Origin of the sequence: Streptomyces sp. C10-9-1, assembly GCF_024497955.1 — a bacterium.
GTDB classification, from domain to species: Bacteria; Actinomycetota; Actinomycetes; order Streptomycetales; family Streptomycetaceae; genus Streptomyces; species Streptomyces sanyensis.
This window is the reverse complement of record NZ_JANHKP010000009.1, coordinates 108,692-130,139: the sequence shown is the minus strand read 5'-3', so window position 1 is coordinate 130,139 and position 21,448 is coordinate 108,692. Positions and strand designations below refer to the sequence as shown.

The 21,448-nt window shown below is 74.5% G+C and carries 23 protein-coding genes; 10 read left to right on the top strand and 13 right to left on the bottom strand.

What is annotated here, in order from left to right; genetic code table 11:
- Window positions 1-9 precede the first annotated feature (9 nt).
- Window positions 10-603, bottom strand: a complete 594-nt coding sequence (locus NPS70_RS14745; RefSeq protein ID WP_256524678.1) for a DUF1003 domain-containing protein — start codon at window positions 601-603, stop codon at window positions 10-12.
- 11 nt (window positions 604-614) lie between these two features.
- Entirely contained in the window at window positions 615-1,877 is a 1,263-nt protein-coding gene (locus tag NPS70_RS14740) for a magnesium transporter MgtE N-terminal domain-containing protein (RefSeq protein WP_256524677.1), read from the bottom strand.
- 165 nt (window positions 1,878-2,042) lie between these two features.
- On the opposite strand from NPS70_RS14740, the gene NPS70_RS14735 reads away from it, so the two are divergent.
- Window positions 2,043-2,813 (top strand): hypothetical protein, encoded by a 771-nt coding sequence (locus NPS70_RS14735; protein ID WP_256524676.1) that lies wholly within the window; start codon window positions 2,043-2,045, stop codon window positions 2,811-2,813.
- 13 nt (window positions 2,814-2,826) lie between these two features.
- Here NPS70_RS14735 and NPS70_RS14730 read toward each other — a convergent pair whose 3' ends face one another.
- Window positions 2,827-4,119: an MFS transporter gene (locus NPS70_RS14730; protein ID WP_256524675.1), complete on the bottom strand. Its 1,293-nt coding sequence runs from the start codon at window positions 4,117-4,119 to the stop codon at window positions 2,827-2,829.
- A gap of 91 nt (window positions 4,120-4,210) precedes the next feature.
- Here NPS70_RS14730 and NPS70_RS14725 point away from each other — a divergent pair, with 91 nt between their 5' ends.
- A complete protein-coding gene (locus NPS70_RS14725; protein ID WP_256524674.1) occupies window positions 4,211-4,786 on the top strand; it encodes a helix-turn-helix domain-containing protein in 576 nt (191 codons plus the stop codon).
- A gap of 57 nt (window positions 4,787-4,843) precedes the next feature.
- Here the strand turns inward: NPS70_RS14725 and NPS70_RS14720 are convergent, their stop codons facing one another.
- Both NPS70_RS14720 and NPS70_RS14715 read right to left on the bottom strand, forming a co-directional pair.
- Window positions 4,844-5,362, bottom strand: a complete 519-nt coding sequence (locus tag NPS70_RS14720; RefSeq protein ID WP_256524673.1) for a hypothetical protein — start codon at window positions 5,360-5,362, stop codon at window positions 4,844-4,846.
- A gap of 105 nt (window positions 5,363-5,467) precedes the next feature.
- Window positions 5,468-6,583: a magnesium and cobalt transport protein CorA gene (locus NPS70_RS14715; protein WP_256524672.1), complete on the bottom strand. Its 1,116-nt coding sequence runs from the start codon at window positions 6,581-6,583 to the stop codon at window positions 5,468-5,470.
- A 471-nt stretch (window positions 6,584-7,054) separates the two neighbouring features.
- Here NPS70_RS14715 and NPS70_RS14710 point away from each other — a divergent pair, with 471 nt between their 5' ends.
- Window positions 7,055-7,645 (top strand): suppressor of fused domain protein, encoded by a 591-nt coding sequence (locus NPS70_RS14710; protein WP_256524671.1) that lies wholly within the window; start codon window positions 7,055-7,057, stop codon window positions 7,643-7,645.
- A 48-nt stretch (window positions 7,646-7,693) separates the two neighbouring features.
- Here the strand turns inward: NPS70_RS14710 and NPS70_RS14705 are convergent, their stop codons facing one another.
- Entirely contained in the window at window positions 7,694-8,995 is a 1,302-nt protein-coding gene (locus NPS70_RS14705; RefSeq protein WP_256524670.1) for an MFS transporter, read from the bottom strand.
- A gap of 209 nt (window positions 8,996-9,204) precedes the next feature.
- Between NPS70_RS14705 and NPS70_RS14700 the strand changes: the two genes are divergently transcribed.
- The 3 genes from NPS70_RS14700 to NPS70_RS14690 all read left to right on the top strand — a co-directional run bounded on the left by NPS70_RS14700 (window position 9,205) and on the right by NPS70_RS14690 (window position 11,617).
- A complete protein-coding gene (locus tag NPS70_RS14700; protein ID WP_256524669.1) occupies window positions 9,205-9,843 on the top strand; it encodes a DUF6758 family protein in 639 nt (212 codons plus the stop codon).
- 175 nt (window positions 9,844-10,018) lie between these two features.
- Window positions 10,019-10,885, top strand: a complete 867-nt coding sequence (locus tag NPS70_RS14695) for a PHP domain-containing protein (protein WP_256524668.1) — start codon at window positions 10,019-10,021, stop codon at window positions 10,883-10,885.
- 126 nt (window positions 10,886-11,011) lie between these two features.
- Window positions 11,012-11,617, top strand: coding sequence for a MarC family protein (locus tag NPS70_RS14690; RefSeq protein WP_256524667.1), 606 nt, complete (start codon window positions 11,012-11,014; stop codon window positions 11,615-11,617).
- Window positions 11,618-11,696: 79 nt separating this feature from the next.
- Here NPS70_RS14690 and NPS70_RS14685 read toward each other — a convergent pair whose 3' ends face one another.
- Complete coding sequence (locus NPS70_RS14685; RefSeq protein ID WP_256524848.1) at window positions 11,697-11,834, bottom strand: hypothetical protein; 138 nt, start codon at window positions 11,832-11,834, stop codon at window positions 11,697-11,699.
- A gap of 193 nt (window positions 11,835-12,027) precedes the next feature.
- Here NPS70_RS14685 and NPS70_RS14680 point away from each other — a divergent pair, with 193 nt between their 5' ends.
- Complete coding sequence (locus NPS70_RS14680; protein ID WP_256524666.1) at window positions 12,028-12,942, top strand: NYN domain-containing protein; 915 nt, start codon at window positions 12,028-12,030, stop codon at window positions 12,940-12,942.
- Between the two features lie 37 nt (window positions 12,943-12,979).
- Here the strand turns inward: NPS70_RS14680 and NPS70_RS14675 are convergent, their stop codons facing one another.
- Both NPS70_RS14675 and NPS70_RS14670 read right to left on the bottom strand, forming a co-directional pair.
- Complete coding sequence (locus NPS70_RS14675; protein ID WP_256524665.1) at window positions 12,980-13,837, bottom strand: alpha/beta fold hydrolase; 858 nt, start codon at window positions 13,835-13,837, stop codon at window positions 12,980-12,982.
- Window positions 13,838-13,957: 120 nt separating this feature from the next.
- The gene (locus tag NPS70_RS14670; protein ID WP_308315013.1) at window positions 13,958-16,003 is read right to left on the bottom strand and encodes a DEAD/DEAH box helicase; all 2,046 of its coding nucleotides are present in this window, start codon (window positions 16,001-16,003) and stop codon (window positions 13,958-13,960) included.
- 273 nt (window positions 16,004-16,276) lie between these two features.
- Between NPS70_RS14670 and NPS70_RS14665 the strand changes: the two genes are divergently transcribed.
- Window positions 16,277-17,002 carry a ferritin-like fold-containing protein gene (locus NPS70_RS14665; protein WP_256524664.1) on the top strand — a complete coding sequence of 242 codons (726 nt, stop codon included), beginning with the start codon at window positions 16,277-16,279 and terminating at the stop codon, window positions 17,000-17,002.
- Window positions 17,003-17,080: 78 nt separating this feature from the next.
- Here the strand turns inward: NPS70_RS14665 and NPS70_RS14660 are convergent, their stop codons facing one another.
- The 4 genes from NPS70_RS14660 to NPS70_RS14645 form a co-directional block, all read right to left on the bottom strand.
- The gene (locus tag NPS70_RS14660; protein WP_256524663.1) at window positions 17,081-17,356 is read right to left on the bottom strand and encodes a hypothetical protein; all 276 of its coding nucleotides are present in this window, start codon (window positions 17,354-17,356) and stop codon (window positions 17,081-17,083) included.
- Window positions 17,357-17,607: 251 nt separating this feature from the next.
- Window positions 17,608-17,835 carry a DUF3107 domain-containing protein gene (locus tag NPS70_RS14655; protein ID WP_256524662.1) on the bottom strand — a complete coding sequence of 76 codons (228 nt, stop codon included), beginning with the start codon at window positions 17,833-17,835 and terminating at the stop codon, window positions 17,608-17,610.
- 118 nt (window positions 17,836-17,953) lie between these two features.
- The gene (locus NPS70_RS14650) at window positions 17,954-18,595 is read right to left on the bottom strand and encodes a TetR/AcrR family transcriptional regulator (protein WP_256524661.1); all 642 of its coding nucleotides are present in this window, start codon (window positions 18,593-18,595) and stop codon (window positions 17,954-17,956) included.
- A 221-nt stretch (window positions 18,596-18,816) separates the two neighbouring features.
- Window positions 18,817-19,035, bottom strand: a complete 219-nt coding sequence (locus NPS70_RS14645) for a hypothetical protein (RefSeq protein ID WP_256524660.1) — start codon at window positions 19,033-19,035, stop codon at window positions 18,817-18,819.
- Between the two features lie 138 nt (window positions 19,036-19,173).
- Here NPS70_RS14645 and NPS70_RS14640 point away from each other — a divergent pair, with 138 nt between their 5' ends.
- Together NPS70_RS14640 and NPS70_RS14635 are read left to right on the top strand one after the other, a co-directional pair.
- The gene (locus NPS70_RS14640) at window positions 19,174-20,136 is read left to right on the top strand and encodes an alpha/beta fold hydrolase (RefSeq protein ID WP_256524659.1); all 963 of its coding nucleotides are present in this window, start codon (window positions 19,174-19,176) and stop codon (window positions 20,134-20,136) included.
- Between the two features lie 8 nt (window positions 20,137-20,144).
- Window positions 20,145-21,359: a DUF3152 domain-containing protein gene (locus NPS70_RS14635; protein ID WP_256524658.1), complete on the top strand. Its 1,215-nt coding sequence runs from the start codon at window positions 20,145-20,147 to the stop codon at window positions 21,357-21,359.
- Window positions 21,360-21,448 lie beyond the last annotated feature (89 nt).

Here is a 21,448-nt window from a genome sequence, read left to right as displayed (position 1 = left end):
GAAAGGCCGTCAGCGGTCGCCTTCGTCACGTCGGGCGGAGCGCTCCGGCGGGAGGGGCGCGCGACGCTCCTCCAGCTCGCGTACCAGGTCCTCCAGCTCCGAGCGGATCCAGTCGCGGGTGGCCACCTCGCCGAGGCCCATGCGCAGGGCCGCGATCTCTCGGGTGAGGTACTCGGTGTCGGCGATGGACCGCTCGTTCTGCTTGCGGTCCTGCTCCAGGTTGACCCGGTCCCGGTCGTCCTGGCGGTTCTGCGCCAGCAGGATCAGCGGAGCCGCGTAGGAGGCCTGGAGGGAGAGCACGAGCGTGAGGAAGATGAACGGGTATTCGTCGAAGCGCAGCTCGGCGGGGGCGCCGATGTTCCAGAGCACCCAGGCGATGATCGTCAGCGTCATCCAGACCAGGAACCGGCCGGTGCCGAGGAAGCGGGCGATCTTCTCCGACAGCCGGCCGAAGGCCTCGGGGTCGTAGTCGGGCAGCAGGGTGCGGCGCGGCGCCCGGGGCAGGTCCAGCCGTACCCGCCGGGAGGCCGCCGAGGCGCCGGAGGGCACCCGGTCGCGGACCTCGCCGCGCTCGGGGTGGCCGGGCTCGCCGCCGCTAACCACGGGCGCCCCCCTCAGCCATGGCCGGACTCCTCGAACTCGGTCTCCCGCCAGTCGTCGGGCAGCAGGTGGTCGAGCACGTCGTCCACGGTCACCGCGCCGAGCAGCGAGCCGCCCTCGTCCACGACCGGGGCGGCCACCATGTTGTACGCGGCGAGGTAGCTGGTGACGGCCGGCAGCGCCGTGTCCGGCGACAGCGGCGGCAGGTCGCTGTCCACGATCGAGCTGACCAGGGTGAACGGCGGATCGCGCAGCAGCCGCTGGAAGTGCACCGTGCCCAGGTACTTCCCGGTGGGCGTCTCGTCCGGCGGACGGCAGACGTAGACCTGGGCGGCCAGGGCCGGGGAGAGGTCCTGCTGGCGTACCCGGGCCAGCGCGTCGGCGACGGTGGCGTCCGGGCGGAGCACGATCGGCTCGGTGGTCATCAGCCCGCCCGCGGTGCGCTCCTCGTAGGAGAGCAGGCGGCGCACGTCCGCGGCGTCGTCGGGGCGCATCAGGGTCAGCAGCCGCTCCTTGTCGTCCTCGGGGAGTTCGGAGAGCAGGTCGGCGGCGTCGTCCGGGTCCATCGCCTCCAGCACGTCGGCCGCCCGCTCCTCCTTGAGCTTGCCGAGGATCTCGACCTGGTCGTCGTCGGGGAGCTCCTCCAGCACGTCGGCGAGCCGGTCGTCGTCGAGTGCCGCCGCCACCTCGGCGCGGCGCTTGGGGGTGAGGTGGTGGAGCACGTTGGCGAGGTCCGCGGGGCGCAGCTGCTCGAAGGTGGCCAGCAGACTCTCCGCGCCCTGCCCGTGCTCCTCCAGCGAGAAGCCCGTCACGGCGGACCACTCCAGCGTCAGGGTCTCGCCCTTGCGGCGCAGGGCACCGCCCTTGCCCTTGCGGACGAAGACCTTGTCGATCTCCCAGTCGCGGCGGGCGGGGAGCTGCTGGATGGCCACGTCCAGGACGGTGACCTCCTCGTCGGTCTCCACCAGGCGCACCCGCCGGTCCAGCAGCTCGCCCAGGACCAGCCGCTCGGTGGGCCGCTGCTCGAAGCGCCGCACGTTGAGCACACCGGTGGTGATCACCTGGCCCGACTCCACACCGGTGACCCGGGTCATCGGCAGGAAGATCCGGCGCCGGCTGATGACCTCCACCACCAGCCCCAGCAGCCGCGGCGGCCGGTGCCCGACGCGCAGCATCGCCACCAGGTCCCTGACCCGGCCGACCTGGTCCCCGTTGGGGTCGAAGACCGGCACGCCGGCGAGGTGCGAGACGAAGACCCGGGGGGCGCCCGCTGCCATGCCGCCCCTCCTTATGCCGTGAAAGGTGCACTTCGACGCGTTCAGGCTAGCCCGTACCGTTCCGCCTCGCCCTCGGCCCACCGCCGTACGGCTGCCTCCGGCGGCCGCGGGACGCCCGGGTACGCTGCGGTCTGCCATCCCCGACAGATGAGAGGCAGGGTGCCGGTGACTCCCCTTCCTATCGCCGGCCGGGCGCGTCGCGCGGCTCTCGCCGCAGCCCTGTGCGCCGTCGTGACCTCGGCGGCGACGGCCTGCGGCGGTCCGGATCCCGACGAGGGCACGAACGGGATCGGCAAGCTCGGTGCCGCGGAGATCGAGAAGAAGGCCCGGGCGGCGGCGGACGCCGCCTCCGCGGTGCGCCTCTCGGGCACGCTGGTCAGCAAGGGCGGCACCTACAAGCTGAACATGCGCCTCAAGCAGGACGGCGCCAGCGGCTCGGTGGCCTCGAAGGAGAACACCTTCGAACTGCTCAGGGTCGGCGACGCCCTCTACCTCAAGGCCGACGCGGGCTTCTGGACCCATGCGGGCGAGGACGGCGACGACAAGCAGACCGAGGCGGACCAGGAGGCGGCCCGCAAGCTGGGCGACAAGTACGTCAAGGTGCCCCAGAACGACCCCTCGTACGCGCAGTTCCGCGGTTTCACGGAGATGGACGTCATCCTCGACGGCCTGCTCGGGATGCACGGCGAGCTGAGCAAGGGGGACCGCACCCGGGTGGGCGGGGTGAAGACGATCGAGGTGCGCGCCGCCAAGGGCGCGGGCGGGGTCCTCGACGTGTCCCTGATCGGCGACCCCTACCCGCTCCGCTTCGCCCGCGCCGGGGGCGCCGGGGTGCTGGTGCTGGCGGACTGGGACAAGGACTTCGCCCTGGCGGAGCCCTCCAAGGACGAGACCCTGGACTACAGCGGCCAGCTCCCCGGGACCTCGGGGGACTGACCGGGCGCCGCGCTCAGCCCCGCGGCGCCCTCGGGGCCCCGGCGTGCGGCGGACGGTGCTCCACCGCGGCGGTGCGCACCGCCCGGACGTGCCGGGCGCGGTCGAGGAGGACCAGGGGGACGGCGGCCGCGGCCAGCGCGGCCCCGATCAGGCAGATGCCGGTGAGGGAGGCTCCTCGGGCGAGGGCGGACGCGGCGAGCGCGGGGGTGAGGCTGATGCCCAGCTGGAACGCCGAGACCGTGGTGGCCCCGGCGAGCGCGGGCGCGTCCGCCGCGATGGCGAAGACCCGTGCGTAGACCGCGGGGTTGAGCAGGAACGCGGCGATGCCGAGGAGGAGGACCACGGGAACCACCGCCCACACCCGGTGGAGGGCGGCGGCCATCAGGGCCGACAGGAGCGCGATCGCCGACGCGCCGGCGAGCAGCGCCAGGTGGGGGCGCCGGTCGGAGATCCGGCCGCCGACGGCCAGGCCGGCGAAGGCACCGGCCCCGAAGAGCGCCAGGACGGCCGGGACCCACACCCGGGGCAGGGCGGTGACCTCGGTGAGCAGGGCCGCCAGGTAGTTGAAGGTGATCATGTACGCCGCGGTGGTGAGGATCGTGATCGCGTAGACGCCCCACAGCGCCGGTCGCCGCATCACGGCGAGCTCCCGCGCCAGGCTCGGTGCGGCGGACCCGCCGGCGCCGCCGTGCGGGGGGAGACCGAGGAGGCAGCCGGCGATCCCGGCGCAGGTGAGCGCCACGACGCCCCAGAAGCCGCCGCGCCACTCGGTGACATGGCCGAGCAGGGTGCCCGCGGGCCCTCCGGCGACCATGGCCGTGCTCAGGCCGCTGACCACCACGCCGGAGGCCCGCGCGGTGCGCTCCGGCGGCACCAGGCTGATCGCCGTCACCGACGCGACCGCGAAGAAGCCCGCGTAGGCGAGGCCCGCGACCACCCGGGTGACCAGCAGGACCCGGTAGTCGCCCAGCAGCCCCGCGGCCACGGCGAGGGCGAACACGCCCTGCGTCACGACCAGCGCCGTGCGGCGGGGCCAGCGCAGGCTGAGCACGGCGAAGGGCGGACCGCCGACCACGACCCCCAGCGCGAAGGCCGTGATCAGGAACCCGGCCGAGGACAGGCTGACCCCGAGGTCGTCCGCGGCCTGGGGCAGCACACCCGCCATCAGGAACTCCGCCGTGCCCATCGCGAACAGGCTGAAGCCCAGCACGTACACCCCGGCGGGCAGCCTTCCCGGCGGTGGGGCGGGTGCCGGGCCCGCTGCGGTCCTCGGGCCGGCTCCGATGGCATCCGTTGTTGCGTCCATGGGGAACACCTCCACCGGGAGCATCGTGAGGGAGAGGCCGTTCCGGCAAAAAATCTTGCCGATTCGGGGACGTCCTGCTTCGCTGCGCGCCATGGAGCAGCAACCGAGCGTGGACGCCGTGATCGAGCAGATAGCCCCCCGGCTGCGGCACGCCCGTGAGAAGAAGGGCGTGACCCTCGCCCGCCTCGCCCGCGCCACGGGCATCTCGACGAGCACCCTCTCCCGGCTGGAGTCGGGACGGCGCAAGCCGAGCCTGGAGCTGGTGCTGCCGGTCACGGCGGCGCTGGGCATCCCCCTCGGCGACGTCGTCCCGGCGCCCCGGACGCAAGCGGCCCTCCGGTCCGCCCCCGCCGCGGGAGAGGGCCGGCTGCTGATCCCGCTGGCGCGCCGGGGCAGCGGACCGCGTGCCGAGAAGGTGGTCATCCCGGTGTGCGACGGCCGGCCGCACCCGCGCACCCACGAGGGGCATGCGTGGGTCTACGTCCTGACCGGGCGGCTCCGGGTGCGCCTGGGGGAGCGCGACTTCACCATGGGCCCGGGCGAGGCCGCCGAGTTCGACTGCCGGGTGCCGCACTGGTTCGGGGCCGCGGGGCGCGGCGGTGCGGAGGTGCTGAGCCTCTTCGGCAGCCGCGGGGAGCGCATACGGCTGCGCACCCCGCGGAGTTGACGCTCCGGACCACGGCGCGGACGCCGTGCCGTGTCCCGCGGTCCGCGCGCCGCCCGCTCAGCGCCGGCGGCCGCGGCGTCCCAGCAGCAGCTTCGGCAGCGCCGCGGGGGCGGGGCGCCGGGTGACCGCCGGGCTCGGCAGCGGCGCCGCGTCGAGGGGGCCGTCGGGCAGCTCGGTGACGGCCGCGCCCCGAGGTTCGAGCCGCAGCACACGGCACTCGCGGGCCCAGCGCTCCGCCATGCCCTCCGCGTCCGTCGCGTTGAGGCGCTTGCCCCGCAGCTCGGCCACGGCCGCGTCCCAGGCCGGGGTGCCCGGCTCCAGCCGCCGTACGGAGGCCGTCCACTGCACGAGTCGGCCGCCCTTGTCCTTGCTGCGCACGGTGACCTCGGCGGTGCCGCCGTCGGCCAGTCCCGGCAGCGGCTGCTCGCCGGGCCCGTCGCCGACGACATGGACGGCTCCCTCGTGCCACACGTGCCACAGCGCGCGGGCGGGGACGCCGTCGCCGCGTACCCAGAGCAGCCCGGACTTCTTCGCGGACTCCTCGACGAGCGCCTGGCCCAGCCGTTGCGTTGTCATACGGGGCAGCCTACCGAGCGGCCCGGGGGGCGGGCCGGGGGCGCCGTGGCGGCCTGTGCCGGAGTCGCGCCGGCAGGAGGCGGCGGACCTCCGGCCCGGGCCGCGCTAGAGCCAGCCGTTGCGCTTGAGCGTGCGGTGGATGGCGAAGCAGGCCACCGCGATGCCGGTGAGCACCGCGGGGTACCCGAAGCGCCACTCCAGCTCGGGCATGTGCGTGAAGTTCATGCCGTAGATCCCGCAGACGGCCGTCGGCACGGCGATGATGGCCGCCCACGAGGTGATCTTGCGCATGTCCTCGTTCTGGGCCACCGTCGCCTGGGCCAGGTTGGCCTGGAGGATGGAGTTGAGCAGCTCGTCGAAGCCGATGACCTCCTCCTGGACCCGTGCGAGGTGGTCGGCGACGTCGCGGAAGTACTTCTGGATGTCCGGGTCGACCAGCCGCATGGGCCGCTCGCTGAGCAGCTGCATCGGCCGCAGCAGCGGCGAGACGGCCCGCTTGAACTGGAGCACCTCGCGCTTGAGCTGGTAGATCCGCCCGGCGTCGCTGCCCCGCGGGCTGCCCTTCGCGGGGGCGGAGAAGACGTCGATCTCGACCTCGTCGATGTCGTCCTGCACGGCGGAGGCCACCGCGATGTACCCGTCGACCACGTGGTCGGCGATGGCGTGCAGCACCGCCGAGGGCCCCTTGGCGAGCAGGTCGGCGTCCTTCTGGAGGCCGTGGCGGAGGGCGCGCAGCGAGCCCTTGCCGCCGTGCCGCACGGTGATGACGAAGTCCCGGCCGGTGAACACCATCACCTCGCCGGTCTCCACCACCTCGCTGGTCGCGGTCAGTTCGGCGTGGTCGACGTAGTGGATGGTCTTGAAGACGGTGAACAGGGTGTCGTCGTAGCGCTCCAGCTTCGGCCGCTGGTGGGCGTGGACGGCGTCCTCCACCGCGAGGGGGTGCAGGCCGAACTCGGCGGCGATGCCGGCGAACTCCTGCTCGGTCGGCTCGTGCAGCCCGATCCAGGCGAAGCCGCCGCCCTCGCGCACGCGCAGCATCGCCTCGTGGGGGGTCTGGCAGCCGCCGCCCTCCAGGCGCCTGCCGTCGCGGTACACCGCGCAGTCCACGACGGCGGTCGAGGCGGAGGGGTCGCGGGTGGTGTCGTAGGCGTGGAAGCTGGTGCGGTTCCTGCGCAGGGAGGGGCGCACGACGGCGCGGAGGTCGCGGATCATCGACATGGCTGGCTCCTTCACGGAGAGGCCGTCGGCGACGGGCGTGGCGCAACCCGGAATGGGGACGTGGACACACGTCCGCAAAGCGGGCGGCACCGCGGGATCGCGGTGACGGCGATTCGCTGCAGACAAAGAGAGACGCGGTGCTCTTCCGTCGTGCGGCACGCCGTGCGACCCGTGAGGGGGGACCCCGGGGGCGCGGTGCTCAGCGGTGCGCCGGGATCAGGCGGCGTACGGGAGGACGGGCCGTGCGGAAGAGCTGCCGGTACTGCACGATCGACTTCGGTCCATCGCAGCCCCACCTCCTCCTGCCGGTCCCCCGTGGGGGATGACGTGTCGTCGGGACCGGAGCAGGGCTCCTGCGGCGGCCGCGGGGAGGAGTCCCTGCGAGCCGTCCCGACCAGCGCTTCACAGTATCAGCCGCTCACGGGCCAATCCCTGTGTTTGCCCGTTCCTTACGCGTTTTATGCTCACTGCATGGAAGAAGTTCTCGCTCTCGTCGAAGCACGGCTCCGCGGCACGCTCGGTGAGCCCGACGCCCGCGCGGCGGTCACCTTCCTCGGCACCGACCGGATCGAGGTGCTGCGCTTCGCCGACGAGGCCGGGGGGATCGTGCGCTACGCCACCCTCGGCATGGCGGGCTCGCCGATGGCGGATCCCACCGCGGCCTTCGCCGACCCCCACAAGGGCCCCCGCGCCGAGCTGCTGCTCTCGGTCCGGGCGGGGCGGGCCGAGACCGACAAGGTGCTGCGGCCGCTCGCCGTGCTGGCCGCCTCCCCCCAGGTCGAGGGCGTCGTGGTGGTGCCCGGAGCCTCGCTCGACGTGGGCGAACCCCTGTGGCCGGGCGCGCCGTTCACCTCGGTGCTGGTCGCCGAGCCCGGCGGGCTGGTCGAGGACCTCGACCTGGACGAGCCCATGGAGCCGGTGCGGTTCCTGCCCCTGCTGCCGATGACCTCCAACGAGGCGGCGTGGAAGCGGGTGCACGGCGCGGCGGCCCTCCAGGAGCGCTGGCTGACGCACGGTACGGACCTGCGCGACCCGGTGCGCCGCTCGGTGCCCCTGGAGTGAACCCGCGGGCGGCCACCGGACCGGTGGCCGCCCGGGAGCGCCGCTGCGTCAGCCGGCGCGGGCCGCCGTGCCCTCGCGGGTGCTCCCGCCCGGCTCCGGGCCTCCGGCCCGCGGGGCGAGGAGTCCGCGCCGGACCCGGACGATGCCCGCCCCCGCCGCCGCTGCCGCGCCCGCGACCAGGAACGGCATCCGCGCTCCGCCGCTCCACTCCTCGATCCGGGGCGCCAGGTAGGGGGCGGCCGCCGCGGCGAACCAGCGCACGAAGTTGTACCCGGCTCCGGCCACCGCCCGGGGCGCGTCGGACACACCGAGCGCCAGCTCCGTGAAGACGGTGTTGGCCACCCCGATGAGGGCGCCGGAGAGGACCGTGCAGAACACGGCCGTGCCGTGCCCGCCGTACCCGAGTGCCACCACGTCGGCGGCCAGCACCAGCAGGGCGGCGCAGAGGACGGGCGGTGAGCCGAAGCGCGACTGCAGGCGCGGGGCGACGACCACCGAGAACAGGGCGAGCAGCACGCCCCAGGCGAAGAAGACGCCGCCCGCCCGGTAGGGCGTCAGGTCGAGGACGAAGGGGGCGAAGGCGAGCACGGTGAAGAAGGCGTAGTGGTAGAAGAAGGCCGCGGCCGCGGTGGAGGCGAGCCCGCGGTGCCCCAGCGCCCGGACCGGGTCGAGCACCGAGGCGGGGCGTGACGGCCTCGGCTGCTCCCGCAGGAAGGCGGCGATGCACACGAAGCCGATGGCCATCAGCAGGGCCGTGCCGAAGAAGGGGTAGCGCCAGCTCGCCTCGCCCAGGACGGCGCCCAGCAGCGGGCCGCAGGCCATGCCGAGGCCCAGCGCCGACTCGTAGAGCAGGATCGCCGCGGCGCTGCCCCCGCTCGCCGCGCCGACGATGACGGCCAGCGCGGTGGAGACGAACAGGGCGTTGCCCAGCCCCCAGCCCGCGCGGAACCCGACCAGCTCGCCCACCGAGGACGAGGTTCCCGACAGTGTGGCGAAGACGACCACCAGGGCGAGCCCGGCCAGCAGGGTGCGCCGGCCGCCGAGGCGGCTGGAGACGGCGCCGGTCACCAGCATCGCGCACGCGGTGATCAGGAAGTACGAGGTGAACAGCAGGGAGACCTGGCTCGGTGTGGCCCTCAGCCCGTCGGCGATCGACGGCAGGATCGGATCGACCAGCCCGATCCCCGTGAAGGCGACGACGGACGCGCCGGCCGTGGCCCAGACCGCCTTCGGCTGGCGCAGGATGCCGGGGGCCCCCTCCCGGGACTGCCCGCCGGGTGCCGCCTCCCCGGTCGGGGTGCCGACCGCCCGGCCGTCTGCGCGGGAGCCCGCGCGGTCCTCTGCGTGCATGGAATCGCCCCTCCGTGTCCTCGTCCCGTGCGTGCCCGTGTGCGTGCCGCGCCGGGGCGTGCGTGCCCGCGTCCCCGCCGGAGTGCCCGCCCACAGTATTTTAGGGAGGCTAATTACTGCAATATGCATGCATGTTTCCAGGCGGAGGCACGCTCCGGACGGGTGATCGTCCTTGACGCGGCGTCGGCGGGGGAGGACCGTGGTTCCCTATGAGGGGCGAACCCAGTTGCCCGAAGTGCGGTGGCCGGGTGAGGGCGCCCGGTCTCTTTGCCGACTCCTGGCAGTGCGATGTGCACGGGGCCGTGTATCCGCTGCAGCCGGTGATCCCGCCCAGTGTCGAGGCCCTCGGTGTCGTCGTGCACCGCGCCCGGATCCCGGTGTGGATGCCGTGGCCGCTCCCGGTCGGCTGGCTGTTCACCGGCGTCGCCCACGCCGGGGACGACCGCAGCGGGGGGCGTGCCACCGCGGTCGCCTGCTCCGGCCCCGGCCCCCTCGGCGGGATCGGCGAACTGCTCCTGGTCGCCGAGGAGCTGGGGGTGGGGCTGGGTGCGCGCTACGCGGGCATCGACGGCCCCGATCCCGGCGCGCGCCTGAAGGTCGACGGTGCCCCGCAGGCCAAGGTCCTCGCCGCGGGGCGCCCCACGCCGCTGTGGCAGGTCGAGGGCGTCCCGGCGGACCGCGCGGTCTTCGCCGGCGAGGCGCGCGGCCTGTGGCTGTGGGCCGTGGTCTGGCCCGAGCAGTCCGGGCTGCTGCTCTACGACGAGCTGGTGCTCACCGATCTGCGCGATGCCGGGGCCGAGATCGAGCTGCTGCCCTGCGGGGCGCTCTCGCCCCGCCTGATTCCGTAGGCGCCGCTCCCCCGTCCCCGGGGTGCGGCGGAGCGGTGCGCCGGCGGGGCCTCGGTAAGGGGCGCCGGGGCTGGTGTGGCGTTACCCTCATCGGCCTGCCCGGCGGGGTCCCGGGCTCCGTGCGGCGGTTATCCTGGAGCGTCCCCGTCCGCCCCGAGCCCTGGAGTACCGCGTCGTGCGCATCGACCTGCACACCCACTCCACCGCATCGGACGGCACGGACACCCCCGCCGGGCTGGTCCGCAACGCGGCCGCGGCCGGGCTGGACGTCGTCGCGCTCACCGACCACGACACCACGCGGGGCCATGCGGAGGCCGCGGCCGCCCTGCCCGCCGGGCTGACCCTGGTGACGGGCGCCGAGCTCTCCTGCCGCCTCGACGGAGTGGGGCTGCACCTGCTGGGGTACCTCTTCGACCCGGAGGAGCCCGAGCTGCTGCGCCGGCGCGAACTCGTCCGGGACGACCGCGTCCCCCGGGCCCGTGCCATGGTCGCCCGCCTGCGGGAACTGGACGTGCCCGTCACCTGGGAGCAGGTGGCGCGGATCGCGGGCGAGGGCTCGGTCGGCAGGCCGCACATCGCCGAGGCCCTCGTCGAACTCGGCGTGGTCTCCTCCGTCTCGGACGCCTTCACCCCGGCATGGCTCGCCGACGGCGGCCGGGCCCACGTGGAGAAGTGCGAACTCGACCCGTTCACCGCGATCAGCCTGGTGAAGGCCGCGGGCGGTGTCACCGTCCTCGCCCACCCGCTGGCGGTCAAGCGCGGCCGCACGGTGCCCGAGGACGCCTTCGCCGCCCTCGCGGCCCACGGCCTCGACGGCGTCGAGGTGGACCACATGGACCACGACGACGCCGCCCGGACCAGGCTCCGGGGCCTCGCGGCCGATCTCGGGCTGCTGGTCACGGGCTCCAGCGACTACCACGGCAGCCGCAAGACCTGCGCCCTCGGCGAGTACACCACCGACCCCGAGATCTACGGGGAGATCACCCGGCGCGCGAGCGGCGCGTTCCCCGTGCCGGGCGCCGGTGGAGCACCGCGCCGGTAGCACCGCTCCTCCCCGCCCTCCTTCTTCCCCGCGCCCCCGGGGCACGCCTGCCCCGGGAGCACCGCGCGGCGTGCCCCGGCGCGCCGCGGCCCCGGACAGCACCCCTTCCTCACGCAAGGCCCTCACGTGTTCGACGCCGCCGTCTTCGGCTCCCTGTTCCTGACCCTCTTCGTCATCATGGACCCCCCGGGGGTCACGCCGATCTTCCTGGCGCTCACCTCCGGCCGCGCCGCCAAGGTCCAGCGGCGCATGGCCTGGCAGGCCGTGGCCGTCGCCTTCGGTGTGATCACCGTCTTCGGCATCCTCGGCCAGCAGATCCTCGACTACCTGCACGTCTCCGTCCCGGCCCTGATGATCGCCGGAGGTCTGCTCCTGCTGCTGATCGCGCTCGACCTGCTCACCGGCAAGACCGACGAGCCCCAGCAGACCAAGGACGTCAACGTCGCCCTCGTCCCGCTCGGCATGCCGCTGCTCGCCGGTCCCGGGGCCATCGTCTCGGTGATCCTCGCCGTGCAGCACGCGGACACCGCCGGCGAGCAGGTCTCGGTCTGGGCGGCGATCGCCGCGATGCACGTGGTGCTGTGGCTGGCGATGCGCTACTCGCTGGTCATCATCCGTGTGATCAAGGACGGCGGGGTGGTCCTGGTGACCCGGCTCGCGGGGATGATGCTCTCCGCCATCGCGGTCCAGCAGATCATCAACGGCGTCACGCAGGTCGTCCGGGGCGCCTGACCCCGGTCGCCCCCGACACGCACGGCGCCCCCGTACGGAAGTCCCGTACGGGGGCGCCGCGCGTGCGGATGGGCGAGGGCTACGAAGCCGAGGTCTCGGCGGGCCGGATGAGGATGCGCTGGCCGATCGAGGCGGCCTGCTGCACGATCCGGTTGACGGAGGCGGCGTCCACGACAGTGCTGTCGACAGCACTGCCGTCGACGTCGTCCAGTCGCATGATCTCGAAGCGCAACGGCTTCTCCCTTCGTCGTGATCCTCCTGTGCGGAGAACTGCTGACAGACGGAATTCTCCGTCCGTGTCCGACTCTCCACAACGCGATGCATCCTGCAAACATTCCCTACGCTAAAGAAATTTTTCGGACGCCTAACTACTAGCGGTTAGCGTCCCGGGCGCGGAGAATGGGGCCGGTATGAACGACGACGCCCGCAGCACCAGCACCGACACCGCCGAACTCGCCGCCCGCCTGGAGCACACCGATGAGCTCCTGCGGCGCATGCTCGTCGAGGTCGCCAGAAGTCCCTCGACACACGCCATCTTCGTGGACGCCGGTTACGTGCATGCTTCGGCCGGGTTGCTGGTCGCCGGTACCGAGGACCGGCGCGCGTGCGACCTGGACGCCGGCGGCCTGATCGCGGCCCTCATCGACACCGCGCGCGGCGTCTTCGGCGACAGCCGCCTGCTGCGCGTCTACTGGTACGACGGCGCACGGCGCCGCATCCACACCCCCGAGCAGCAGGCCATCGCCGAACTCCCGGACGTCAAGGTCCGCCTCGGCAACCTCAACGCCAACAACCAGCAGAAGGGCGTGGACTCCCTCATCCGCGGCGACCTGGAGTCCCTCGCCCGCCACCGGGCCATCAGCGACGCGGCCCTGGTCGGCGGCGACGAGGACCTCGTCCCGGCGGTCGAGGCGGCCCAGGGCTACGGCGTGCGGGTCCACCTGTGGGGCATCGAGGCCGCCGAGGGCCGCAACCAGGCCGACCCGCTGTGCTGGGAGGCCGACAGCCGCCGCGTACTCGACGCCGACTTCTGCCGCCCCTACGTCAGCAGGCGCCCCGTGACCACCCTGGAGACCGAGGGCCCCCCGCCCTCGCGCGAGGAGGTGCGGACCACCGGCGCCCGGATCGCGGCCGCCTGGGCCGCGGACCGGGATGCCGCGGAGCTGTCCGCGCTGCTCCCCGGGCACCCCTACCTGCCGGGCCCCGTCGACCAGGAGCTCCTCGTCGAGGCGGAGCGGCTGCTCGGGAGCTCTCTGCGCGGCCAGGGGATGCTGCGCCGGGCGCTGCGGGACGGCTTCTGGCAGAGCCTGCAGTCCGCCCTCTGAGCGTCCCGAGGGCGGCCCGCCGCGCGTGGACCGCCCGTCAGCACCCCTCCCAGAAGCGCACCAGCGCCCGTGCCGTCTCCTCGGGGCGGTCCGTGTTGGGGGAGTGCCCCGCGCCGTCGACCACCGTGCGCGCCGCCTTGAGCCGGAGGGCCATGTCGTCGAGCAGCCCGATCGGCCAGGTGTCGTCCTCGTCTCCCGAGAGCACGTGCAGCGGCAGCCCGACCGCCGCCAGCTCCTGCGTGCGGTCGGGCTCGCCGCGCAGCTGGCGCCCCGTTGCCAGGAGCTGCGCCGGGCTGTGGAGCAGCCAGCGCCGCCGCAGGTCCTCGCGGTCGCCGTCGGTCCCCTCGGCCGCGTCCTCGGGTGCGGAGCCCTCGAAGGTCTGCATCGCCGTCCAGACCTCGTCCATCGACATCACGGCCAGGGCCCCGGCGAGCAGTTCGACCTTCTCCTGCTGGGCCGCGCTCACCTCCGCGGGCCCGGAGGACATCAGCGTCAAGCTGGCGAAGCGCGAGGCCTCCCGCAGTACGGCCGCGCGGGAGATCTGCCCGCCCAGCGAGTGCCCGACCAGATGCACCCCCGGGCCGACCGCGGCGGCCTGGGCGAGTACGTCGCTCGCCAACTCCTGCTGGGCGTAGGGCTCTTCCCGGTCGGCGGGGCCGCCGGTCTCGTACTGGCCGCGGCCGTCGACCGCGACGGCGCGGAAGCCCGCCTCGGCGAGCGGCGCGAGCAGGGCGATGAAGTCCTCCTTGCTCCCGGTGTACCCCGGGAGCAGCAGGGCGGTCCCCCGCGGCGCCCCCGAGGGGCGGGCGTCGAGGACGGCGAACTCGCCGCGGGAGGTGGCGAGGCGCAGGGAGCGGGCGCAGGACGGCGGGACGAACGTGGGAGGGCGGCTCATGGCCAGAGGCTAGCGCGCCGGTGCGCGCGGACCGCGGAGCGGGTGCGCGGCCACCGGCCGGGGACGGCGAACGCCCCGCCCGGGAGGGGCGGGGCGTTCACTCGGCGCACTGCCGCGGGCTCAGGCCCCGGTCGCCGGTTCGGCGGCCTCGGGTGCGGTGGCCTTGGCGGCGGTCTTGCGGGTGCGGGTCCGGCGCGGCTTGGCCTCGGCTTCGGCGGCCGGGGCGGCCTCGGCGGCGGTCGCCTTGGCGGCGGTCTTGCGGGTGCGGGTCCGCCGCGGCTTGGCCTCGGCGGCCTCCGGCTCCGCCCCGGTCGCCGGTTCGGCGGCCTCGGGTGCGGTGGCCTTGGCGGCGGTCTTGCGGGTGCGGGTCCGGCGCGGCTTGGCCTCGGCTTCCGCGGCCGGGGCGGCCTCGGCCTCCGCCGCGGAGGGCACCGCAGCCTCGGCGACGCTCTCGGCCGCCCGGGTCCGCCGACGGCGCGGAGCCGCCACGGCGGCCTCGTCCGCCTCGGCGGCGAGCCCCTCCGCGGGAGCCGCGGCCTCGGCCACGGCCGCGCCCGCCGACGGGGCGCCGGAGCGGGTGCGACGGCGGCGCCGCGGCGTGCGCGGCTCGGCCGGCTGCTCGCCGCCCTGCTCGGGAACCGCCCCGGCGGCGACCTCGGCGCCGCCCCGGGTGCGCCGCCGCTGCCGCGGCGTGTGGGCCGGGCGCTCCTCCCTCACCGCCGGTCCGGCCGAGCGGCGGCCGCGGCCGCCCGTCTCGCCCAGGTCCTCGATCTCCTCCGCCGCGAGCCCGGCGCGGGTGCGCTCCGTCCGGGGCAGGACACCCTTGGTGCCCTCGGGGATGCCCAGCTCCGCGTAGAAGTGGGGTGAGGTGGAGTAGGTCTCGACCGGGTCGTTGAAGTCCAGCTCCAGGGCCTTGTTGATCAGCTGCCAGCGCGGGATGTCGTCCCAGTCGACCAGCGTGATCGCGGTGCCGGAGGCCCCGGCGCGGCCGGTCCGGCCGATGCGGTGCAGATAGGTCTTCTCGTCCTCGGGCGACTGGTAGTTGACGACGTGCGTCACACCCTCGACGTCGATGCCCCGGGCGGCCACGTCCGTGCACACCAGCACGTCCACCTTGCCGTTGCGGAAGGCCCTCAGGGCCTGCTCGCGCGCTCCCTGCCCGAGGTCGCCGTGGACGGCGCCGGAGGCGAAGCCGCGGCGGGCGAGCTGGTCGGCGATGTCCGCGGCGGTCCGCTTGGTCCGGCAGAAGATCATCGCCAGCCCCCGGCCCTCGGCCTGGAGGATGCGGGAGACCATCTCCGGCTTGTCCATCGAGTGGGCGCGGTAGACGTGCTGGGCGATGTTGGCGACGGTCGCGCCCTGGTCGTCCGGGGCCGTGGCGCGGATGTGCGTCGGCTGCGACATGTAGCGGCGGGCCAGGCCGATGACCGCTCCCGGCATGGTCGCCGAGAAGAGCATGGTCTGGCGGCGTGCGGGCAGCAGCTGGATGATCTTCTCGACGTCGGGCAGGAAGCCGAGGTCGAGCATCTCGTCGGCCTCGTCGAGCACGAGCGCCCGCACGTGGGAGAGGTCGAGCTTCTTCTGCCCGGCCAGGTCCAGCAGGCGCCCGGGCGTGCCGACGATCACGTCGACGCCCTTCTTCAGCGCCTCGACCTGGGGCTCGTAGGCGCGGCCGCCGTAGATGGCGAGCACGCGCACGTTGCGCACCTTGCCGGCGGTCAGCAGGTCGTTGGTGACCTGCGTGCAGAGCTCGCGGGTGGGGACGACCACCAGCGCCTGCGGCGCGTCGGTGAGCTGCTCGGGGCCGGCACGGCCGGCCTCGACGTCCGCGGGGACGGTGACGCGCTCCAGCAGCGGCAGGCCGAAACCGAGCGTCTTGCCGGTGCCGGTCTTGGCCTGGCCGATCACGTCGGTGCCGGAGAGCGCGACGGGGAGGGTCAGCTCCTGGATGGGGAACGGGGACACGATGCCGACGGCCTCAAGGGCCTCGGCCGTCTCGGGGAGGATCCCGAGATCCCGGAAAGTCGTGGTCTGCGTAGTCAGGGTGTTGCCTCTTCTGTGAGACGCGGCACGAGGCGAACGATGGGGGTCGTACCGCAGCCGGGTGCAGGGCCGACCCTGGATTGGCCGGACGGTGCGGGACCACTGCCGTCGCTCGAGCGTCATGCCGCTGAGGGCCCCTCATCTGCGACCCGGCGCACAAGTGCACTCGGACCGCGTGGAGGGCGGGCGGGTCGGAGCCGATCGGGCCACCGACCGGGCATCCTCATTCATGAGACGGCCCACCGAGCAGACATCGCTGACGCTGATGCTCAGCAGGCGCATTACCACTGTACCCCCAAATCGCGCATCTGTGTTGGACGAATTCCCGACGGATGTGCTGGGGGCGTCGCTGACCAGCCCCTTCACCCGCCGGACGGGCGGGCTATTGTGCGCTCCATGGAGAGCCCTGACAACGCCACTGAACACACCGGGATCGCCGCCCAGGACTGGGCCGCGGCCTCCGCCGACCCCCAGTACCGCGCCGCGGTCGTGGACCTCCTCGGCGCCCTCGCCTACGGGGAGCTGGCGGCCTTCGAGCGGCTCGCCGAGGACGCGAAGCTGGCGCCCACGCTCGCCGACAAGGCGGAGCTGGCGAAGATGGCCTCCGCCGAGTTCCACCACTTCGAGCGGCTGCGGGACCGGCTCGCCGCGATCGACACCGAGCCCACCGAGGCCATGGCCCCGTTCGCCCGGGCCCTGGACGACTTCCACCGCCAGACCGCTCCGTCCGACTGGCTCGAAGGTCTGGTCAAGGCCTATGTCGGCGACTCGATCGCCAGCGACTTCTACCGGGAGGTGGCCGCCCGGCTGGACGGCGACACCCGTGCCCTGGTGCTGGCGGTGCTCGACGACACGGGCCACGGCAACTTCGCCGTGGAGAAGGTCCGTGCGGCGATCGAGGCCGACCCGCGCGTCGGCGGCAGGCTCGCCCTGTGGGCCCGGCGGCTCATGGGGGAGGCCCTCTCCCAGGCGCAGCGCGTGGTGGCCGAGCGCGACGCCCTGTCCACGATGCTGGTCGGCGGGGTCGCCGACGGCTTCGACCTCGCGGCCGTGGGGGAGATGTTCTCCCGGATCACCAAGGCGCACACCAAGCGGATGGCGGCGCTGGGTCTCGCCGCCTGAACCGCCGACCGGGCGGCTTCGGCCGCACGGCCACCCCGGGGCCCCGCCCGCCGGGCAGGGCTCAGCCGTCGGCGGGGCTCAGAAGGGGAAGGCGCGGTGCAGCCGCCGCGCCGACCCTGACGGGCGCACGAGCAGCGAGAGCAGCACGGCGCCGATCGCCGCGGAGCCGATCAGCACGGCCACCGCGTTGCCGGGGCCGACGGCGACGTGGGTGACGTAGGCGCCGAAGAGCGTGCCCAGCGTGCCGGTGGTGAAGACCGCACGGCGGGAGGGAAGGCGTTCGGGGAGGCGGCGGGTCGCGGCCCAGGACAGGGCCAGGCCGATCAGGATGGAACCGAGCGCTTCCAGGAGCACGTCAGATCACCTCACGCCGGTGTCGGGCAGGGACGGTCGGTCACTGCCCGTCCTACCCGTGGCGCACCGGCCACAACCCTCTCCCGGCGGACACGGCGGCCCCTTCCGCGGGAGGCGCGCGGAGCCCGGATCGGGGCCGTCGCCGACCGCCCGCCGGGGACCGCGCCGCGGCCCCGGCCGGCCGTCCCCGCACATGCCGGAGGGGGTCCCGCGGACCGTTCCGCGGGACCCCCTCCGGCGTGTGCCGCGCGCTACAGGGCGCCGAAGCCCACGCGCCGCGCCGCCGCCTCGCCGATCTCGACGTAGGCCAGGCGATCCGACGGGATCAGGACCTTGCGGCCCTTCTCGTCCGTGAGGCTGAGCAGCTGCGCCTTGCCGGCCAGCGCATCGGCCACCGCGCGCTCGACCTCCTCGGCGGACTGCCCGCTCTCCAGCACGATCTCCCGGGGTGCGTGCTGCACGCCGATCTTGATCTCCACGGCTATGTCCCTCCGAACGGTCCGTGCGTTGCGCGGTGAACCGCGCCGTACGCAGCACACACTAGCCCGCTGGCCGGGCCCTCCGGCGCCCCGCGCACACGCCAGGAGCGAACAGCGCTCAGTGCTGCTCCGCGCCCTGCAGAGGGAAGCCCGCGATGCCGCGCCAGGCGAGCGAGGTCAGCAGCTGCACCGCGGTGTCCCGCGGGATCGCGGAGCCGCTGGAGAGCCAGTACCGGGCGACCACCTGGGAGACGCCGCCGAGGCCGACGGCGAGCAGCATCGACTCGTCCTTCGACAGCGCCGTGTCCTCGGCGATGACCTCCGAGATCGCCTCCGCGCACTGGAGCGACACCCGGTCCACGCGCTCGCGCACCGCGGGCTCGTTGGTCAGGTCCGACTCGAAGACGAGCCGGAAGGCGCCGCCCTCGTCCTCGACGTAGGCGAAGTAGGCGTCCATGGTCGCCGCGACGCGCAGCTTGTTGTCGGTCGTCGACGCCAGCGCCGTCCGCACCGCCTGCAGCAGCGCCTCGCAGTGCTGGTCCAGCAGGGCCAGGTAGAGCTCCAGCTTCCCGGGGAAGTGCTGGTAGAGCACGGGCTTGCTGACGCCCGCCCGCTCGGCGATGTCGTCCATGGCGGCGGAGTGGTACCCCTGCGCCACGAAGACCTCCTGGGCCGCGCCCAGGAGCTGGTTCCTGCGGGCTCGGCGCGGCAGGCGGGTGCCCCGCGGGCGCGCCGCCTCTGTCTGCTCGATGGCTGTCACGCCGCCTCCCAGTGTGGTGAACAAGCACAGTCGTTCGTTCCGTGTGCGCTGTGCGCCGCGCCCGCCATCGTACTTTTCGGTAATGACCGGGCGCGCGGTGCGGACGCAGAATTTCACGGACCGGACAGCCGTGGAAGCCGCCCGACCGGCGGCGGGGGGACATAACGGCGCTAACCGCGGCTGCCGGGGCGCCCGGTCCCCCCCGTTCGCGGACGGCCGTCTCACCGGTAGTCGTCCTCGTCGAGCGAGACCACGCGGGCCTGCTCGGCCGCGTCCGCCTCGTTCGACGAGGCGGGGTCGGTGCGGTCGACGGGATCGTCCCGTTCGGAGCGGACCTCGGTGTGCTGCTCCGCGGCGTCCGCCTCCGGCACCTCCGAGTCCTCGGCGGCGGAGTCGCCGTTCTGGGTGAAGGTCTCCGGTTCAGTGGGATCGACTGTCATGCCGCACCGCTCTCCCTCGCCTGCGCCCCCATGCCTACGAGCCTAGGAGCTGCGGAACCCGGGCGCTACGCGGTGGGCGGGCGGGCTGTGACACCCGACACACCGGGCCCGGCGTGATCGTCTCGTAACATTGCCCGCATGTCTTCGACCGAGCTGCCGGGAGCCCCCGCGGTCGCCAGGGCGGCGGCCCCGGATTCCGGGGTCCGCGTGGCCGAGGGGGAGGAGCTGCGCTCCGTCGCCCTGCCCGGCCTGACGCTGAGCGTCCGCGCCCGTCCGCCCGCCCGGACCGGGGCGCCCCCGGCGCTCTTCGTGCACGGGCTCGGCGGCTCCTCCCAGAACTGGTCGGCGCTGATGCCGCTGCTGCAGGACGTGGTGGACGCCGAGGCCGTCGACCTGCCCGGCTTCGGCGTCTCCCCGCCGCCCGAGGACGGCGACTACTCGGTACGGGGCCACGCCCGGTCCGTCGTCCGCCTCCTGGACGCCCACGGCCGCGGCCCCGTTCACCTGGTCGGCAACTCGCTCGGCGGCGCGGTCTGCACCCGGGTCGCCGCCGTCCGCCCCGACCTGGTGCGCACCCTCACCCTGGTCTCGCCGGCCCTCCCCGAGCTGCGGGTGCAGCGCACCGCCGTCCCGACGGCGCTGCTGGCGATGCCCGGCACGGCCCGGCTCCTGACCCGCGCGACCGCGGGCTGGTCCGCCGAGGAGCGCACCCGGGGGGTGCTCGCCCTGTGCTACGGGGATCCCGGACGGGTGACGGACCAGGCCCTGCGCGACGCCGTCGCCGAGATGGAGCGCAGGATGGGCCTCCCCTACTTCTGGGAGGCGATGTCCAGGTCGGCGCGGGGTCTGGTCGACGCCTACACCCTCGGCGGCCAGCACGGCCTGTGGCGGCAGGCCGAGCGGGTGCTCGCCCCCACCTTGCTCGTCTACGGGCGCAGGGACCGCCTCGTCTCGTACCGTATGGCGCGCAAGGCGGCGGCGGCCTTCCGGGACTCCCGGCTGCTGACGCTCCCGGAGGCCGGGCACGTTGCGATGATGGAGTACCCCGAGGCGGTCGCCCAGGCCGTGCGGGGCCTGCTCGACGACTGCGGTGGGAGCTGATCCGGGGCGTGGGACGACACAGCCGCAAGGGCCCCGTGCCCAAGGGCGCCGGCACCGGGGCGCGGGAGGCCGCCGCGGCCGACCGGCCCGGCACCGGCAGGCGCCGCCGCGGTGGGGTGCAGGCCCCCGTGCCGGAGGCCGACGGCGTCCGGGGCGGCCACCCCGAGCACCGCGAGGCGGGCGGCGGGTGGGGCGGGCCGCAGGACTGGGGCGCCGGCGCGGGTCCGCGGCAGCGCACCGCCGCGCCGCCCGCGACGGGCGCCGCGCCCCGGATACCGGGCCCGCGCCGGGAGTTCCTGGAGGCCTTCGACGCTCCCGACACCGCCCGGGAGGCCCGCCCGGGCGGCGGTCCGCCTGCCGGGGCGGGGGACCCGGCCGAGGGGGCCGGTCCCCCCGCCCGCGGTGGCAGGGGGCGGACCGCGACAGGAATCGCCGCGGCGGCCGTCACCACCGTGCTCGCGGTCGTCGTGGCGGGCCAGGTGGCCGACGGCGGCCCGCAGGAGATCGGGGCCCAGTCCGCCGGGCAGGAGCGCGGCGCGGAGCAGGTGCGGCCGGACCGTTCGGAGGGCAGGCCCACTCCCTCCGAGGCGGATGCCCGGCCGTCGCGGCCCGCGGCGCCGCCGAGCTACGAGCAGCTGATGGCCTCCCAGTTCGAGATCGACCCCGGGCTGGAGGGCTCCGGGGAGTTCGAGGCCGTGCCCGGAGCGGACCGCGCGCCGGGCACCGGGCGCACGGTCCGCTACCGGATCGACGTGGAGAAGGGGCTGCCCCTGGACTCCTCGGTGTTCGCGCGGGCGGTCCAGGAGACCCTCAACGACGACCGGAGCTGGTCGCACGGCGGGGCGATGACCTTCGAGCGGATCTCCTCCGGCGAGCCGGAGTTCGTGATCACTCTGGCCAGCCCGGGCACCACGGGCGTCTGGTGCGCCAAGTCGGGCCTGGACACCACGGTGGACAACGTCTCCTGCGACTCGGCCGCCACGGAGCGCGTGATGATCAACGCCTTCCGCTGGGCGCGCGGCGCCGAGACCTACGGTCCGGAGCTGATGCTGGAGTACCGGCAGATGCTGATCAACCACGAGGTGGGCCACCGCCTGGGCCACAACCACGTGAACTGCACCACCCCGGGCGCCCTCGCCCCGGTGATGCAGCAGCAGACCAAGACCCTGGAGATCAACGGCGTGGCCTGCCGGGCCAACCCCTGGGTGCACCCCGGGGACTGACCGCGCGCCGCGCGGACGCCGCGCCTGCCGCGCCGCCCGACCGGATCCTCCTGCCGAGGTGCTCTCCCGAGTCCTCGTTGATGACTCCG